This window comes from Flavobacterium soyae (assembly GCF_021245985.1).
GTDB classification, from domain to species: Bacteria; Bacteroidota; Bacteroidia; order Flavobacteriales; family Flavobacteriaceae; genus Flavobacterium; species Flavobacterium soyae.
Genome location: NZ_JAJQXA010000019.1, coordinates 44,966 through 60,668 on the forward strand (window position 1 = coordinate 44,966; position 15,703 = coordinate 60,668).

The following is a 15,703-nucleotide window of genomic DNA, read 5'->3' on the forward strand; positions in this document are numbered from 1 at the left end:
TTTTTTCTTTTGAATTATAACATCTTAAATAATAAAAAAATCCGCTTATCTGCAATCTTGTTTCTCGCAGATTTGGCAGATAAAGCGGATTTTTATTTGAAACTTGATAAACTTTGAAGGGCTTCGACTTCGCTCAGCCTGACAAAAAAATTAGATCCTACTAAAAGAAAAACTTAGAATCTTAGCATCTCAGAACCTTAGTAACTTAGAATCTCAATGATAATCATCTGGTTCAATATGAATCAAAACATTTCCTAACTGCGGAATTTTTTCTTTTAAAGTATCTTGCAATTTATGCGATAAATCATGTCCTTTTTTTACTGAAATTTCAGCTGATACAATGGCATGAAGATCGACATGGTAGCGCATTCCGGCTTTTCTGATGAAACATTTTTCAGTTCCGAGAATTCCCGGTACTGTCAGCGCTTTTACACGAATTTCTTCGACTAAATCATCGTTCATGTTTTCATCCATGATTTCGCCAAGCGCAGGTCTGAAAATTTTATAACAGTTATATAAGATAAAAAAAGCGGCAAAAAGAGCTGCCCAATCATCTGCAGATTCATAACCTTTTCCCATAATCAGTGCGATCGAAATCCCGATAAATGCCGCAACAGAAGTTACAGCATCACTGCGATGGTGCCAGGCATCTGCTGCAAGAGACGAACTATTGGTTTCTTTACTTCGTTTCATGACTAAACGATACGAGTATTCTTTCCAAATAATTATGGTTCCTAAAACATATAATGTCCAGGATTTTGGTAAATCATGCGACGATTGAATATTGGCAATACTTTCGTATCCAATAATCGTTGCTGAAGTAATTAAAAAACCAACAACCAAAAAAGTAATTAAAGGTTCTGCACGACCGTGACCGTAAGGATGATTTTCATCTGCCGGTTTATTAGAATATTTAATCCCAAATAGAACCAAACAGGACGAAAATATATCTGCTGTTGATTCGATTGCATCTGCAATCAAGGCGTATGAATTGCCAAAAAAACCTGCCAACCCTTTTATCAAGGCTAAGCAGGTGTTTCCGGCTATACTAAAAATAGTAGCTTTTATAGCTTTTTGTTCATCTGTCATTTAAAGACATTTTTTTTCGCCACTCCCGATCGCTATCAGGAGTAGCAAATATTTTTTATGCTCTTACAATTTTTGCTCCAATAGCTCTTAAACGCTCATCGATACGCTCGTATCCACGGTCAATTTGTTCGATATTTTGAATTGTACTTGTTCCTTTTGCAGAAAGTGCCGCAATCAATAATGAAATTCCTGCACGAATATCAGGAGATGACATTGTAGTTGCTTTTAATTGAGATTCAAAATTATGTCCCATAACCACAGCTCTATGCGGGTCACATAACATGATTTTTGCTCCCATGTCAATTAATTTGTCAACGAAAAACAAACGGCTTTCGAACATTTTTTGATGAATCAAAACATCTCCTTTTGCCTGTGTTGCCACAACCAAAACGATACTTAATAAATCAGGAGTAAATCCTGGCCAAGGTGCATCAGCAATTGTTAAGATAGATCCGTCGATATCTGTTTTTACTTCATATCCGTCTTTGTGAGCCGGAATATATATATCATCGTTACGTTTTTCGATAGTAATTCCTAATTTTCTAAAGGTATTCGGGATCAAACCTAAATTTTCCCAGCTTACATTTTTGATCGTGATTTCGCTTTTTGTCATAGCCGCAAGACCAATCCAAGAACCAATTTCGATCATATCAGGAAGAATTCTGTGTTCACATCCTCCAAGACTTTCAACACCTTCGATAGTCAATAAGTTAGAACCAACTCCGGTGATTTTAGCTCCCATAGAGTTCAACATTTTACATAACTGTTGTAAGTAAGGCTCACATGCAGCGTTGTAAATTGTTGTTTTTCCTTTTGCCAAAACCGCAGCCATTACAATGTTTGCAGTTCCTGTTACAGAAGCTTCGTCTAGAAGCATATCTGTTCCTTGCAGTCCTTCTTCTGGAGTTTCTACTCCGTAAAAGTGATCTTCTCTGTTATATCTAAATTTTGCTCCAAGGTTAATAAAACCTTCAAAGTGAGTATCTAATCTACGACGGCCAATTTTATCTCCTCCCGGTTTTGGAATATATCCTTTTCCGAAACGTGCTAAAAGCGGTCCAACAATCATAATAGAACCACGAAGCGCTCCACCTTCTTTTTTGAAAGCTTCGGTTTCTAAATATCCAACATTAACCTCATCGGCTTGAAACGTAATCGAACCCGGTTCATTGCGTTGAATTTTTACACCTAAATTACCCAGCAAAGTGATTAATTTATTGATGTCTATAATATCAGGAATGTTATTAATTCTTACTTTCTCTCCTGTTAGAAGCACGGCACATAAAATTTGTAATGCCTCATTTTTTGCTCCTTGCGGAGTGATTTCTCCTTTTAAAGGAGTTCCTCCTTCGATTTTAAAAATTCCCATAGATTCTTTTTAGGTTCTAAGGTTCTGAGATTCTGAGGTTCTAAGATAAAATTCTTAGTGTCTTAGTTCCTTAGCATCTTAGCCCCTTTATTTATTTCTGATTATTGTTTTTTTGAAAAGTTTTAGGTTTACCGCCTTTATTATTGTTTTTGTTATTTTGAATTTTAGGCTGTCCTGCAGGCGTGATTTTGTTTGACACACGTTTGTTTGTACGCATTAAATCTGTTGTGTTCAACAGCTCTTCTGTACTGTGCAGCAAGTTTATTTTTCCTCCGGACAACTCGTATAAATGTTCAAAAATAACATCGTCTTTTACTGTGTCTTTGTTCCAGCTCAAAAATGATTTTTTCATGTGGTTGGCAATTACCATAACCAATGCATTTTTCATTTCACCATCTTCCCATTTATTGGCAACATCAATCATGTATTTGATATTGTTTCCGTAAAATCTGTATTTTGGAAAATTCTGAGGGTATTGTAAAACATCTGGTTTTAACTGCAGTACATCTCTTGAAGGAATTGGGTACGGAGACTCAACATTCAGTTTAAAATCAGACATGATAAAAAGCTGATCCCATAATTTATGCTGAAAATCCGGCACATCACGCAAATGCGGATTTAAGCTTCCCATAACCTGAATGATATATTTCGCAGCTTTGTTGCGTGTTTCATCATCTTCGATTGCAGTAGCCTGATCGATCAGTTTTTGTAAATGACGACCGTACTCCGGAATAATCAAACGCTGTCTTTCAGAATTGTATTCTAAATTATACACAACGTCATTTGCGACTTCTTTTTTATATTTTTCGACCATAAGTTTATAATGAAACTATACCTTCTATTGTAGAAACTTCTTTGTATTTACCAATCACCTCGTCAGAGCTGTTCATGGTAACATCTACAGAAACACTGGTAAATTTACCAGTTTTAGATTTTGTTGTTTTAATAACCGCGCCCATTCTGTCAAAAGCTTTTTCAACACGTTCAACATTATCACCTACAGAAGGCACAATAAATTTGTACAAATATTCTGCTGGCCAAGTATTTGCGTTGTCTAATTCGACTTTTAATCTTTCGAAAAATTCGGCGGTATTTTTTTCTTTATCGTTCTCCATTCGTAATTAAAAATAAACGCAAATATACGGTTTTGATTTCAGATTTCAGATTTTAGATTTTAGATTTTTTTCATTGGAGAAACTGTAGATTTTTTGCCACGAATTTCACTAATTTACACTAATTATATTGGGGTGAATATCTTCATAAATTTTACTGACTTTTGATTAATTTTAAAATTAAAATTCGTGAAAATTCGTGAAATTCGTGGCAAACCTTTATATTTGAAATACTTTGCTACTTCGCTTCCCATAATTATCGAAATTACGAGACTAAATCACATTACAAATGAAAAAGAATCTTTTACTTTTTATAATACTCATATTCAACAATATTCATGCACAAGAAATTAAAACTTTAACCTATTTTCAAAATGACACTTTAAAACTAGATTTAGATTTATATCTGCCAAAGAAAAAATCTAACGAAAAAATCCCGTTGATTATGTTTGCTTTTGGCGGTGGATTTTCTGGCGGAGAACGTACGAGCGAAAAAAACTTCGGAATGTTTATGGCCGAAAACGGTTATGCGGTTGCCAGTATTTCGTATAGTTTATATATGAAAGGGAAAGATTTTGGATGCAAAGGTGTTTTAACCGAAAAGATAAAAGCGATTCAAATTGGCGTGAGCGATATGTGGCAGGCTACTTCCTTTTTAATTGAAAACGCTGACAAATACAATCTTGATTCTTCGAAAATCTTTATTTCGGGAATTAGTGCCGGGGCAGAAATTGGTTTTCACGCTTCATTTTGGGATTATAAACTCATGAATTTATACAAAAACAATTTGCCGGAAAATTTTAAGTATGCCGGATTTATTGGAGGCTCAGGCGCTATTCAGGATATCAATTTGATTACCAAAGAAAAAGCAATTCCGATGTTATTGGCACATGGCAGTAATGACGATACGGTTCCTTACAGTGCTGGTTCACACCGATCTTGTCCAACAAATGCTTCGGGCTGGTTAATTTTATTTGGTTCATATGCGGTTTACAATCACATGCAGGATTTACATAAAGATGTTGAGTTGATTACTTTCTGTGGCGGCGGACATGAATTCTCTGGCTATCTTTTTCATGACGGTCAACAATATGTTCTGGATTTTGTGAATGATGTTTTGAAAGGAAAGAAATTTGAATCGCATTTGATTGTTCCTTCTAAAAAAGGAAATGGTTCTGGGAAATATTTGTTTTGTGATTAGAAAAATTTGATCATGTCAAAATTATTATTCTGTTTCCGGCTAGGTATCTAAAACAAACATTCTCAAACTGGACTGAAGTCCAGCCCTACAATATTTGGCGAGCCTATGGCTCTCTTTTCAATCTAGTTCCAGAAGAACAATCTATATTATAGAGATGCACATAGTCCAATGATTACAGTATTAACCAAATACTTTTCATAATTTAGTTCCAAAGGAACGATCCATATTGTAGAGCTGGACTTCAGTCCAGTTACCCCAATATTTAGCAAGCCCACAGCTCTTTTCACAATTCAGTTCCGAAGGAACGATCCATATTGTAGAGCTGGACTTCAGTCCAGTTTACCAGAATATATATCGAACCTAAGCTTACAGCAGGAATATTTACCTAACAAAAATGCTAATTTATTCGCTCTTGATAAATATTCTTTTTAAATACGAATAAGTTTAGGTAAATTTGCGCTTTATTTTTAGAATAGTGCAAAAACAAATCATAGTTCTCATTGGCGGTCCTGGTACAGGAAAATCTACGCTTATAAACGAATTAGTCGCTCGTGGCTATTGTTGTTACCCTGAAATTTCCAGAGAAGTTACACTCGAAGCCCAAAAAAGAGGCGTCGAACAATTGTTTCTGGAACAGCCTTTATTGTTTAGCGAAATGCTTTTAGAAGGGCGTATTCAGCAATTTAAAAACGCTAAAAAAGAACCCGATACTATCGTTTTTATAGATCGCGGTATTCCTGATGTTGTGGCTTATATGGATTATATTGGCGATGAATATCCCGAAGATTTTGTAAAAGCATGTGAGAATTATAAATATTCTAAAACTTTTATTTTACCGCCTTGGGAAGAAATTTATCAGAGCGACACTGAGCGTTATGAAAATTTCGAGCAGGCACTTACGATTCAGAAGCACTTAATTGAAACGTATAAAAAATATGGTTACGATTTAATTGAGGTTCCGAAAGATACGGTTGAAAACAGAATTCTTTATATCTTAGACAAAATTTAGCAGCCGGTTTTAAAGTTGCAAAACTAGAAACTGATTTCTACATTTTTAACTTTAAAACACAGGCCATGCAGGACGCACAGGAAATTCTTTTAAAATACTGGAAACACCAAAGTTTCCGACCGTTGCAAAAAGAAATTATTGATTCGGTTTTAGAAGGGCAAGACACTTTTGCACTGCTGCCAACCGGAGGCGGAAAATCGATTTGTTTTCAGGTTCCGGCGATGATGCAAGATGGAATTTGTCTGGTAGTTTCTCCTTTAATTGCTCTGATGAAGGATCAGGTAGCGAATTTGCAGAAAAGAGATATTAAAGCGATTGCCCTTACAGGCGGAATTCACACAGAAGAAATTATTGATCTTCTGGATAATTGCCAATTCGGAAATTATAAATTCCTTTATCTTTCACCAGAGCGTTTACAGTCTGACTGGATTTTAGAGCGCATTAAAAATCTTCCTATAAATTTAATTGCTATTGATGAGGCGCATTGTGTTTCGCAATGGGGTCACGATTTTAGACCGGCTTATTTAAAAATTTCAGAACTTAAAAAATACTTTCCTAAAATTCCATTTTTAGCCTTAACAGCAACTGCAACACCAAGAGTTGTCGAAGATATTAAAACCGAATTGGGATTAAAAGACACCAAACTTTTTCAACAGTCTTTTGAAAGAAAGAATATTGCGTACATGGTTTTTGAAGTTGAAGACAAATTATATCGTGTTGAACAGATTTTGAAGAAAAATCCGCAGCCGTCTATTATATATGTCCGAAACAGAAAATCGTGTTTGAATATGTCAACGCAATTACAATCGTTGGGATTTCGGGCAACATATTATCACGGCGGACTTTCGGCTCAGGAAAAAGATAAAAATATGCAATTGTGGATGTCAGAACAAGCGCAGGTCATTGTAGCCACCAATGCATTTGGAATGGGAATTGACAAAGACAATGTAAAAACGGTTATTCATACGCAACTGCCAGAAAACTTAGAAAACTATTATCAGGAATCTGGACGTGCGGGACGAAATGGCGAAAAATCATTTTCGGTTTTATTATTTAATAATTCAGATGCAAATCAAACAGAACAGCAATTTATAAGTGTTCTTCCTGATAAAAAGTTCCTGAAAACGATGTACATTAAATTGTGTAATTATTTTCAGATTGCATACGGCGAAGGTTTAGACGATTCGTATTCTTTTAAAATGAATCATTTTTGCCATAAATACGACTTCCCTACTTTGAAAACGTATAATGCTTTGCAGTTTTTAAATCAGCAGGGGATCATCACAATGTCTCAGGAATTTTCAGAAAAAGTTTCAATTCAGTTTTTAATCGAATCGAAAGAAGTAATTCGATACATGAGCCTGAATCCGAATGATGAAGAAATTATTCTGGCTATTTTAAGAACCTATCCGGGAATTCATGAAATGAAAACACCGCTTAATCTTTCGCTGATTGCAAAAAAATCAAATCACACCGAAGAACAGGTTACGAATCTTTTAGAAAAATTAAAAGAGAAAGATATTATTGAATACAAATCTAAAAACAACGATGCAACGATTTTATTTAATGAAGTCCGCGAAGATGATTTGACAATAAACAGAGTTTCAAAATATCTGGAAAAACAAAACAAACTAAAACGGGATCAGCTTTCGTCTGTTCTTTATTATATAAAGGAAGATAAAACGTGCAAGAACCGATTGGTTTTGGATTATTTTGGAGAAGAAACTAAATCGAATTGCGGCGTTTGCTCTTTCTGTATTACTCAAAAAGGAAAAATCACCGAAGCTGATTCAATTGCCGATAAAATTCTTCACTTATTAAAGGCAACTGCACTAACTTCGCGCGAAATTCAGAATCAAATAAAATTAGATGCTAAAGATGTTATTGAGGTTCTTCAGGAATTACTTGAAAACAATCATATCATTATTTTGGCCAATAATAAATACGCTTTAAAATCATAATGGAAAAATTACGAATTATATTTATGGGAACTCCAGAATTTGCAGTTGGCATTCTGGACACCATTATTAAAAACAATTACGAAGTTGTTGGCGTTATTACAGCGGCAGACAAGCCAGCTGGACGCGGACAAAAAATAAAATATTCGGCTGTTAAGGAATATGCTCTGGCAAATAATCTTACTTTATTACAGCCAACAAATTTAAAAGACGAAAGTTTTTTGGCAGAATTAAAAGCTTTGAACGCTAATTTACAAATTGTTGTTGCTTTTAGAATGTTACCAAAAGTAGTTTGGGAAATGCCAAGTTTAGGAACTTTTAATCTTCATGCTTCATTGTTACCAAATTATCGCGGCGCGGCTCCAATAAACTGGGCTATTATTAATGGAGAAACCAAAACCGGGGTTACTACATTTTTTATCGATGATAAAATCGATACCGGAGCAATGATTTTAAATTCTGAAATTGCAATTGAGCCAACAGAAAATGCGGGACAACTGCACGACCGATTAATGAATTTGGGAAGCGCAACTGTTATTGATACTTTAAAAGTGATTGAAAACGGAAATGTTACTACGACAATTCAGGAAGATAATGATGATATCAAAACAGCTTATAAATTAAACAAGGAAAATTGTAAAATCGACTGGGCAAAACCTGGAGATGAAATCAATAATCTGATTCGTGGTTTAAGTCCGTATCCAGCAGCCTGGTGCTTTTTGAAAGATAAAAATGAAGAATTAAATATAAAGATATATGAAGCCAAACTGGTTTCAGAAGTTCATTCTTATGAAGTTGGAAGTTTAATCAGTAATAAAAAAGAAATCAAAATTGCAATAAAAGAGGGCTTCATTCAGTTATTAAGTCTACAATTACCAGGAAAAAAACGAATGCAGGTGGCAGAATTGTTAAATGGAATAACTTTTTCAGATAGCGCAAAGGTCTATTAAGGTCAGTAAAACAGGGGTTTTTACCTGTTTTTGATCGATAAACAACATGCTTTATGAACAAAAAAAACAAGTTATCAACAATTATTGCTAAAATTAAAGAAAACACTTGCACGCAACGGATTTCCTACTAAATTTGTGTATTAACAATTTTTTTTAACCAACAATTAATAACTAATTATTATGAACAAATCAGAATTAATCGATGCTATCGCTGCTGATGCAGGAATTACAAAAGCTGCGGCTAAACTAGCTTTAGAGTCATTTTTAGGAAATGTAGGAACTACTTTGAAAAAAGGCGGAAGAATTTCATTAGTAGGTTTCGGATCTTGGTCAGTATCTGCGAGAGCTGCTAGAGACGGTAGAAATCCTCAAACAGGAAAAACTATCAAAATTGCTGCAAAAAATGTAGTAAAATTCAAAGCTGGAGCTGAATTAGAAGGTGCAGTGAACTAAGTAAGAAAGTTCTCTAAACTAAATAATATAATTAAGACCCTCCTTATGGAGGGTTTTTTTATGCGGTTTAACGATTTTATTTGGGAGTTTAGAAATTTTATGATTAAATTTAATAAAAATTGTAGCCGTATGATTTCAGAAAAATTAAAAAAAGGACACCTGCTTATTGCCGAGCCTTCAATAATTGGAGATTTATCATTTAACAGATCGGTAATTTTATTAGCAGACCATAACAAAGAAGGATCAATAGGTTTTATCATTAATAAACCATTAAAATACACTATTAATGATTTAATACCAGAGATTGATGCTAACTTTAAGATATATAATGGAGGACCGGTTGAACAAGACAATCTGTACTTCATTCACAATATTCCTGACTTGATCCCGAATAGTGTCGAGATTTCTAATGGAATTTATTGGGGGGGAGATTTCGAGTCAACTAAAGACTTAATAAACGACGGATCGATCAATAAGAACAATATTCGTTTTTTCTTAGGTTATACCGGTTGGGACGAAAATCAGCTTGAGAACGAAATGCAGGGAAACTCCTGGATCATTGCTGACAATAATTACAAAAACAAAATTATTGGAAAATCTACTACCCATTTTTGGAAAGAGCAGATTATTGAACTTGGCGGTGATTATGTTATTTGGTCAAATGCACCTGAAAACCCATATCTGAATTAATTTTCGGATATGGATTCATTTAGTTTTTGTACTAATAAATGAGCCAGATTACTGGTAAACTCTTTTTTTCGGTATTTGCTTATCGGTTGTATTCCTGTGATTACATTTGTCAAGAATAATTCATCAGCTTTTTGAAGATCAAACGGCGAAATTATTTCTTCTGTTACTTCTATACCTTCAACTTTCTTAGCTAAGGCTAAAATCTGCTTGCGCATAATTCCGTTTAAACATCCTTCAGAAATTGGAGGTGTAATTAATTTTTTGCCCGAAACCATAAATAAATTTCCCTGTAAAGCTTCGACAACATTTTTAGTATCGTTTAGTAAAATACAATTTGCCAATCCGTTTTCATGGGCAAAAATACTACCTGTAACATTAATCATTTTATTAGTCGTTTTAATCGACGATAATAATTGTTTTGTTACATAAAAGTCTTTATACAAATCAACTTCATATTCGTCCGTATTTAAAGCATATAAAGTGTTTTCAAGTGGCACTGCATGAATCAAAAATGAAACATCATTGGTTTTTGGCAGATATAAACCTCCATCGTTTCTAAAAACAGTTATTCTGGCTCTTGCCGATGAAGTAATGTTTTTTTGCTGTACAAGATTCAAAATCTGTTCTTCAAAATATTCCATTGTAAAATTCATCGGAATTTCCATCCTGACAACACGCATCGAAGCCATTAACCTGAAATAATGATCTTCCAGAAACAAGATTTTATTGTTGATAATTTTTACTGTTTCAAAAACGCCGTCTCCATATAAAAAGGCACGATTTTGAGTTAATACATTTTCTTCCTGTGCAATGTTTCCGTTAAAATTGATCATAAAAAAACCCTGAATTTTGTTCAGGGCAAATATAAGGCATAAAATAGACTTTTACTAAACAGATCCTATAAGATGTTTTAGGTCTGAGATTTGATTCTCCCACAATTGTTTAGCTTCTCCTACTTCTTCTTTTTCAGCGAAATCGACTACCATCAATGATACATCTTTAGTTAATTCATCAACTAAAATATGGAGTTCAAAAAAGTATTCAGTATCCTTACTGCTTTCATCAACCCATTTAAACTTTACTTTTTCACCTGTTTTCTTAGAAGCAAGACGTGCTTTTTCCTGCGAGTCATTCCAGATGAAAGTAAAAAATTCACCTCTTGAATTAACATTGTCAGCAAACCATTCTGATAAACCTGACGGAGTTGATATATATTGATACAATAATTGTGGGGAAGAATTGATCGGAAACTCGATTTCGTAACGTATTTTTGAATCCATGTGCTACTTTTAATTTTTTCGAAATATAAGAATATATGTCCAAAAACAATGCGTTTTTAAAAATATTTTTTTTTCTTCATTTTATTCTTGTAAGCTTTAATATTATTTCTATCTTTGCACCCGCAATCAGGAATTCAATGATAGCAGTCCAGGCGAGGTAGCTCAGTTGGTTAGAGCGCAGGATTCATAACCCTGAGGTCACGGGTTCAACTCCCGTCCTCGCTACAAAAGGCAAACCCTTAAACAGTAAATGTTTAAGGGTTTTTTATTGATGCAAACCAGAATACCTCTGCTTGCTATTTTAAATTATTCATATTTTTATTTATACAATTAATTACAATAACTTTGCAGTTTCATTAAGCAACTTAAACAATATGGACATAGTTAAATTTAAAATTACATCAAAAACGATAAAAGTAGAAGTACGCAATTCGAATAATTATGTTTTTAATTTTAATACTGCCTTAGATATTGCAAAAGAAGACAAAGATGTTTTATTGAAACTATACCACGCATTAGATCTTCTTTTTAAGAAAGAAACTCCTCCGGAAACTAAAAACTATATTTCGCCAAATCAAACTAATATTCTGGATCAGATTTCTGCTGTTGACAGCTTAGAAGATCAGATATAAACAGGCTTCAATTAAAGTCTGCAAAAAAAACACTGAAATAGACTGCACCAAAAGTTTAGCCAAATTAATAATTATATTTAGATAATATGTGTTCGATATTGTGCAGGACTCATTCCTTTTAAATTTATCTTGATCTAGGTTTTGAATACCTCTCCCACTTTTCTTTTACTTTAAAAAAATACGGGCTTTCTCCTTTTTATATTTTAAAATCGGTGGAGAAAGTCTGGGATTCTATTTTTACTTTTGCATATAAACCTGTAAATATGAAAAAAGTAATTCTAAATCTTGCAGCTACATTAGACGGATTTATTGAAGGTCCAAACGGAGAAATTGATTGGTGCATAATGGATGATGATATGAATTTTGATGCCTTCCTAGATAGCATAGACACAATATTTTACGGAAGAATAAGTTACGATGCCTGGGGAAATTTTCAGGCAGACGAAAATGCTGATCCTGCCGAAAAAGAAATATGGAAAAGTATTCATTCTAAAAACAAATTTGTTTTCTCAAGCCAAAATCGAAATGATGAAAAAGCAGTTTTTATTTCTTCAGATATTGCCCGTAAAGTAACCGAAATAAAAAATCAGGAAGGTAAAGATATCTGGCTCTATGGAGGTGCCAGTCTTATCAAGACATTTATAAACTTAAACCTTGTTGATGTTTATAAAATCTCTGTTCATCCGGTTGCTTTAGGTTCAGGTAAACCTTTGTTTGAAAATTTATCGGAACGAATTGGATTGAAGCTAATCGATACCAGAGTTTTTAAATCCGGAGTGGTAGAGCTAACTTATCAACCAGAATGAAAAAACAAGCGAAGCTTTAGCTTATACCTTGAGAGAAATGAGAATTTTTGCAAAACCTGATATTAAAGATTCAAAACATATATAACAAAAGACTCTATTATTTTTAAACTGCCCCCAAAAAGTTAGGCACTATTTGAGAGCAGTTCATTGCTAATGGAGTTTTTTTATTGCTTTTCACTACTTCCTATACAGTTATTTCCAAATGATTGATTATTTATTCGAAATAAAGCAGCTTTAAAAGGCAGTGAATTTAGCTGTATTGTTTATTATTTAGCATTATGGGTCAAGTCTATATTGAAATTTGCATTTACGATTAACCCGCTATTGGTTTGAAATACATTTTGTGAATTAATTTGTCTTCCAAACTGTAAAATTTGATTGAGATATCCAGCTTCTATCCTAACGGTTTTATTAAAGCGGTATCCTAATAAAACACCTAATCTATTTTGGTCAAATACATTATTAGTTACATTTTTTCCAAAACCAACAAAAATTTCATCATAAAGCGCAACGTAAGGTGTTTTGTCTTTAATTTCACTTCCTTTTAAAGGAACCTGCATTCTTATCATATAACGCATTCTGTTGAATAAGGGAAACTCATCTTCCTTCGTAACACTTGCAGCACTATATCTTCCTACAAATCTTTGTTCCAGCATAAAACGATGAGAAAAATCGACAATCCCTTCTTTATGGGATAATTGTATCATTTCAAAAATTCTATGTTCTGTAAAATCTCTGCCCAAACCATTAATTGGGTATTCTCCATAAGGAAAGGTTTCAATCCATGCATAACCAACTCTAAATAAAACACGCGGGTTTAAATTATAATTAAGACCAACTCTTAAAAGGCTTTGCTGCCAGTCAGTTATTACATTATCTCTGCGCCATTGGTATTCGGTATGCAGTCCAAATTTCTCAGACAATTTGAAAGTGCCAAAAGTGTTATACCAGCCAATTGTGCTTTTAGTATTCAGGCGGGTATTTTGCCCAAATGTGTATTGAGCAAAAATGAACAGGATAATCGTAAAAAATAGTATTGTATTTCTTTTCATTATTTTAAAAACTCTAAAGTTCCATCAGTAAGATTATAAAATACTCCAACAATTTTTATTTCTCCTTTATCTTCCATTTCTTTTAAAATAGTACTTTTTTCTCTGATTTGCTGGATCGTATATTTTACATTATTTTCTGCAACGTACTTTACATATTCATCATTTTTAGATGTTTTTTTACCTTGAAAATCCTGGCTCATCTTTACAGCCGGTTTTATTTTTGCCAGCATAGCAGTTATGTTCCCAAGTTTTACATCACCGATAGCACCTTTTATTGCACCGCAATGCTGGTGTCCCATAACTAAAACGAGTTTAGCTCCGGCTAATTTACAGGCAAACTCCATACTGCCTAATTGGTCTTCATTCACAAAATTTCCTGCCACACGACCTACAAATACATCACCCAGACCCTGATCAAAAACATCTTCAACTGGCACACGACTGTCTAAACAGCTTAATATAACGGCTTTTGGAAACTGTCCCGGGGCAGATTTACGAACTTGTTCGCTATGATCTCTTACTGTTGTAATGCCGCTTCGAAATCTTTTATTACCCTCAATAAATTGTTTTAAAACCTCATCAGGTGTCAGTTTTGCCTGTTCTTCTTTGGTCATTACGTGAGATACAGGCTGTGTTTTTTCTTCTTGTTTTTTATTGTCTTGATTACAAGAAATTAGAAATACTGCCATTGAGGCCATTGCCAAAAGCTTTTTTTTCATCTGTTTTTTAAAATTTTGATTATTTATTAATTGGGCTGTAGTTTGTAGATCTATGTATTAAAAGTCTGCCCCTTTTTGTTTTAACAAAAAAGCATAAGTTTATATGCTCAACTTTGTTTTATTAGTATAAATTAATCTTAACATTATTTACCTTTTATCAAAATTTAAGGCATCCTTTAAAATTAAGATTATATAAGATTTATTCTTTTTCAAAATAAAGATAATTGGTAGTACCGCTTACATCGCGCAATCGAATCTGCGAATTATTAAATTCAAACAACTTCCAATAATTATTTAATTTACTAAGTAACGCTGAACTAAAGGTCAGCTGCAGTTCTCTTACGTTATCTTGTACGGTACTTGTCCATTGACCAGTTTCAGAAATTCCTCCTTTTGTAGCAACTACTGAGTTATCACTTTTAAAAACAAATGAATAACCGCTGTAAGATGAGGTTTGCTCAGAATCGTCAAAATAATATGGAATTTCCCAGGTGCCTTTTGTAATTACTTCATTCAAATCAAGTGTTACAATATTGTTTTCAGGACAGTAATCAATAGCGTATTTTATAGCATTTTCGAAATCTAAATTATTATTAATTGATTTCGTCTGGCCATTATAATCTACTATCGAAATTGGATATTTTAAAGAAATATACTGACTGGCGCTCAAATTTTTTATAAAATTAAAAAAGGCCTGATCGCTTATAATCGTTTGAGAACTTCCAACCTGATTGGCACTGTTATAAATATTGATTGTTATAGGATAATTGATATTTAATCCGTTGATTTTAGATAAAAGATCAGGGTAAAGATTCCAATAATCGATTAAAGCATCAAAATCAGCCTGATCAGGGATAAATTTTTCATAATAATTATAGTATACCATCGTTACCGGAAAAGTTATATTTACAATATCATCATCGGTATTGCTTGCATTAATATTGTCTATTACTTTTTGGTAATCAGCAGCGCTGTTAACTGCAATTTGTTCGTTGTTAACAGTAACGGTGTAAGGAAATTTTATAGTACAATAAGTAGACCCGTCGATTATATTATCCTGTACTGTCTGAACCATTGCAACCCTTTGCAAATAGGAAGTAAGAGGGGAAGTATTTGTAATTGTTCCTTGTGCATTATTATCATTCTGATCATCTGATTCGTGCTGACAAGACAATAAGAACAAGAAAACTGCTATTGATAAATATTTTTTAAAAGAGAGCATATTTATATTTTTACAAAGGTAATAAAAATTAAGAAACTGTTTTTTTTTAGTAAATCGCCATTAAGGAATTTGGTTTCATATTTAATTTTGAATTATCATAAGAAATTTCATTTCATACAACTATAAAACAATCTGTATTGCTTTTACCCTACTTATACTAA

Annotated in this window: 17 protein-coding genes and 1 tRNA gene; 9 read left to right on the forward strand and 9 right to left on the reverse strand. The window is 33.4% G+C overall.

Translation table 11 applies throughout. From position 1 onward, the window contains the following. Window positions 1-213 precede the first annotated feature (213 nt). The 4 genes from LUU93_RS18705 to LUU93_RS18720 all read right to left on the reverse strand — a co-directional run bounded on the left by LUU93_RS18705 (window position 214) and on the right by LUU93_RS18720 (window position 3,573). On the reverse strand, window positions 214-1,089 hold the full coding sequence (locus LUU93_RS18705) for a cation diffusion facilitator family transporter (protein WP_073486302.1): 876 nt from the start codon (window positions 1,087-1,089) through the stop codon (window positions 214-216). A 55-nt stretch (window positions 1,090-1,144) separates the two neighbouring features. Continuing rightward, on the reverse strand, window positions 1,145-2,458 hold the full coding sequence (gene murA, locus LUU93_RS18710) for a UDP-N-acetylglucosamine 1-carboxyvinyltransferase (protein WP_073486303.1): 1,314 nt from the start codon (window positions 2,456-2,458) through the stop codon (window positions 1,145-1,147). A gap of 91 nt (window positions 2,459-2,549) precedes the next feature. Continuing rightward, entirely contained in the window at window positions 2,550-3,272 is a 723-nt protein-coding gene (locus tag LUU93_RS18715; protein WP_073486305.1) for a DUF4290 domain-containing protein, read from the reverse strand. Window positions 3,273-3,276: 4 nt separating this feature from the next. Further along, window positions 3,277-3,573 carry a DUF493 family protein gene (locus LUU93_RS18720; RefSeq protein WP_053472805.1) on the reverse strand — a complete coding sequence of 99 codons (297 nt, stop codon included), beginning with the start codon at window positions 3,571-3,573 and terminating at the stop codon, window positions 3,277-3,279. 286 nt (window positions 3,574-3,859) lie between these two features. Here LUU93_RS18720 and LUU93_RS18725 point away from each other — a divergent pair, with 286 nt between their 5' ends. The 6 genes from LUU93_RS18725 to LUU93_RS18750 all read left to right on the forward strand — a co-directional run bounded on the left by LUU93_RS18725 (window position 3,860) and on the right by LUU93_RS18750 (window position 9,831). Next, a complete protein-coding gene (locus LUU93_RS18725; RefSeq protein ID WP_232682675.1) occupies window positions 3,860-4,771 on the forward strand; it encodes an alpha/beta hydrolase family protein in 912 nt (303 codons plus the stop codon). Window positions 4,772-5,246: 475 nt separating this feature from the next. Further along, window positions 5,247-5,780: an AAA family ATPase gene (locus LUU93_RS18730; RefSeq protein ID WP_073486309.1), complete on the forward strand. Its 534-nt coding sequence runs from the start codon at window positions 5,247-5,249 to the stop codon at window positions 5,778-5,780. Window positions 5,781-5,845: 65 nt separating this feature from the next. Next, window positions 5,846-7,741 carry a RecQ family ATP-dependent DNA helicase gene (locus tag LUU93_RS18735; RefSeq protein WP_232682676.1) on the forward strand — a complete coding sequence of 632 codons (1,896 nt, stop codon included), beginning with the start codon at window positions 5,846-5,848 and terminating at the stop codon, window positions 7,739-7,741. Beyond that, on the forward strand, window positions 7,741-8,688 hold the full coding sequence (gene fmt, locus LUU93_RS18740) for a methionyl-tRNA formyltransferase (RefSeq protein WP_232682677.1): 948 nt from the start codon (window positions 7,741-7,743) through the stop codon (window positions 8,686-8,688). Before LUU93_RS18735 ends, fmt begins: the two co-directional genes overlap by 1 nt. Before the next feature lie 180 nt (window positions 8,689-8,868). After that, entirely contained in the window at window positions 8,869-9,141 is a 273-nt protein-coding gene (locus LUU93_RS18745) for an HU family DNA-binding protein (protein ID WP_012022249.1), read from the forward strand. A gap of 129 nt (window positions 9,142-9,270) precedes the next feature. Continuing rightward, window positions 9,271-9,831 carry a YqgE/AlgH family protein gene (locus tag LUU93_RS18750; protein WP_073416430.1) on the forward strand — a complete coding sequence of 187 codons (561 nt, stop codon included), beginning with the start codon at window positions 9,271-9,273 and terminating at the stop codon, window positions 9,829-9,831. Here LUU93_RS18750 and LUU93_RS18755 read toward each other — a convergent pair. Then, on the reverse strand, window positions 9,828-10,664 hold the full coding sequence (locus tag LUU93_RS18755) for an aminotransferase class IV (RefSeq protein WP_232682678.1): 837 nt from the start codon (window positions 10,662-10,664) through the stop codon (window positions 9,828-9,830). The genes LUU93_RS18750 and LUU93_RS18755 overlap by 4 nt on opposite strands. A gap of 54 nt (window positions 10,665-10,718) precedes the next feature. Beyond that, the gene (locus LUU93_RS18760) at window positions 10,719-11,111 is read right to left on the reverse strand and encodes an START-like domain-containing protein (protein WP_026727620.1); all 393 of its coding nucleotides are present in this window, start codon (window positions 11,109-11,111) and stop codon (window positions 10,719-10,721) included. Window positions 11,112-11,262: 151 nt separating this feature from the next. On the opposite strand from LUU93_RS18760, the gene LUU93_RS18765 reads away from it, so the two are divergent. From LUU93_RS18765 to LUU93_RS18775, 3 genes are all read left to right on the forward strand, one after another. Beyond that, window positions 11,263-11,336 (forward strand) — tRNA-Met (locus LUU93_RS18765). Window positions 11,337-11,485: 149 nt separating this feature from the next. Next, window positions 11,486-11,743: a hypothetical protein gene (locus tag LUU93_RS18770; RefSeq protein ID WP_232682679.1), complete on the forward strand. Its 258-nt coding sequence runs from the start codon at window positions 11,486-11,488 to the stop codon at window positions 11,741-11,743. 263 nt (window positions 11,744-12,006) lie between these two features. Then, window positions 12,007-12,549 (forward strand): dihydrofolate reductase family protein, encoded by a 543-nt coding sequence (locus LUU93_RS18775; protein WP_232682680.1) that lies wholly within the window; start codon window positions 12,007-12,009, stop codon window positions 12,547-12,549. Window positions 12,550-12,815: 266 nt separating this feature from the next. Here LUU93_RS18775 and LUU93_RS18780 read toward each other — a convergent pair whose 3' ends face one another. The 3 genes from LUU93_RS18780 to LUU93_RS18790 all read right to left on the reverse strand — a co-directional run bounded on the left by LUU93_RS18780 (window position 12,816) and on the right by LUU93_RS18790 (window position 15,542). Continuing rightward, window positions 12,816-13,601: a DUF2490 domain-containing protein gene (locus LUU93_RS18780; protein WP_232682681.1), complete on the reverse strand. Its 786-nt coding sequence runs from the start codon at window positions 13,599-13,601 to the stop codon at window positions 12,816-12,818. After that, on the reverse strand, window positions 13,601-14,374 hold the full coding sequence (locus LUU93_RS18785; protein WP_311202638.1) for a carbonic anhydrase family protein: 774 nt from the start codon (window positions 14,372-14,374) through the stop codon (window positions 13,601-13,603). Before LUU93_RS18785 ends, LUU93_RS18780 begins: the two co-directional genes overlap by 1 nt. Window positions 14,375-14,519: 145 nt before the next feature. After that, complete coding sequence (locus tag LUU93_RS18790) at window positions 14,520-15,542, reverse strand: hypothetical protein (RefSeq protein WP_232682683.1); 1,023 nt, start codon at window positions 15,540-15,542, stop codon at window positions 14,520-14,522. Between the last annotated feature and the right edge of the window lie 161 nt (window positions 15,543-15,703).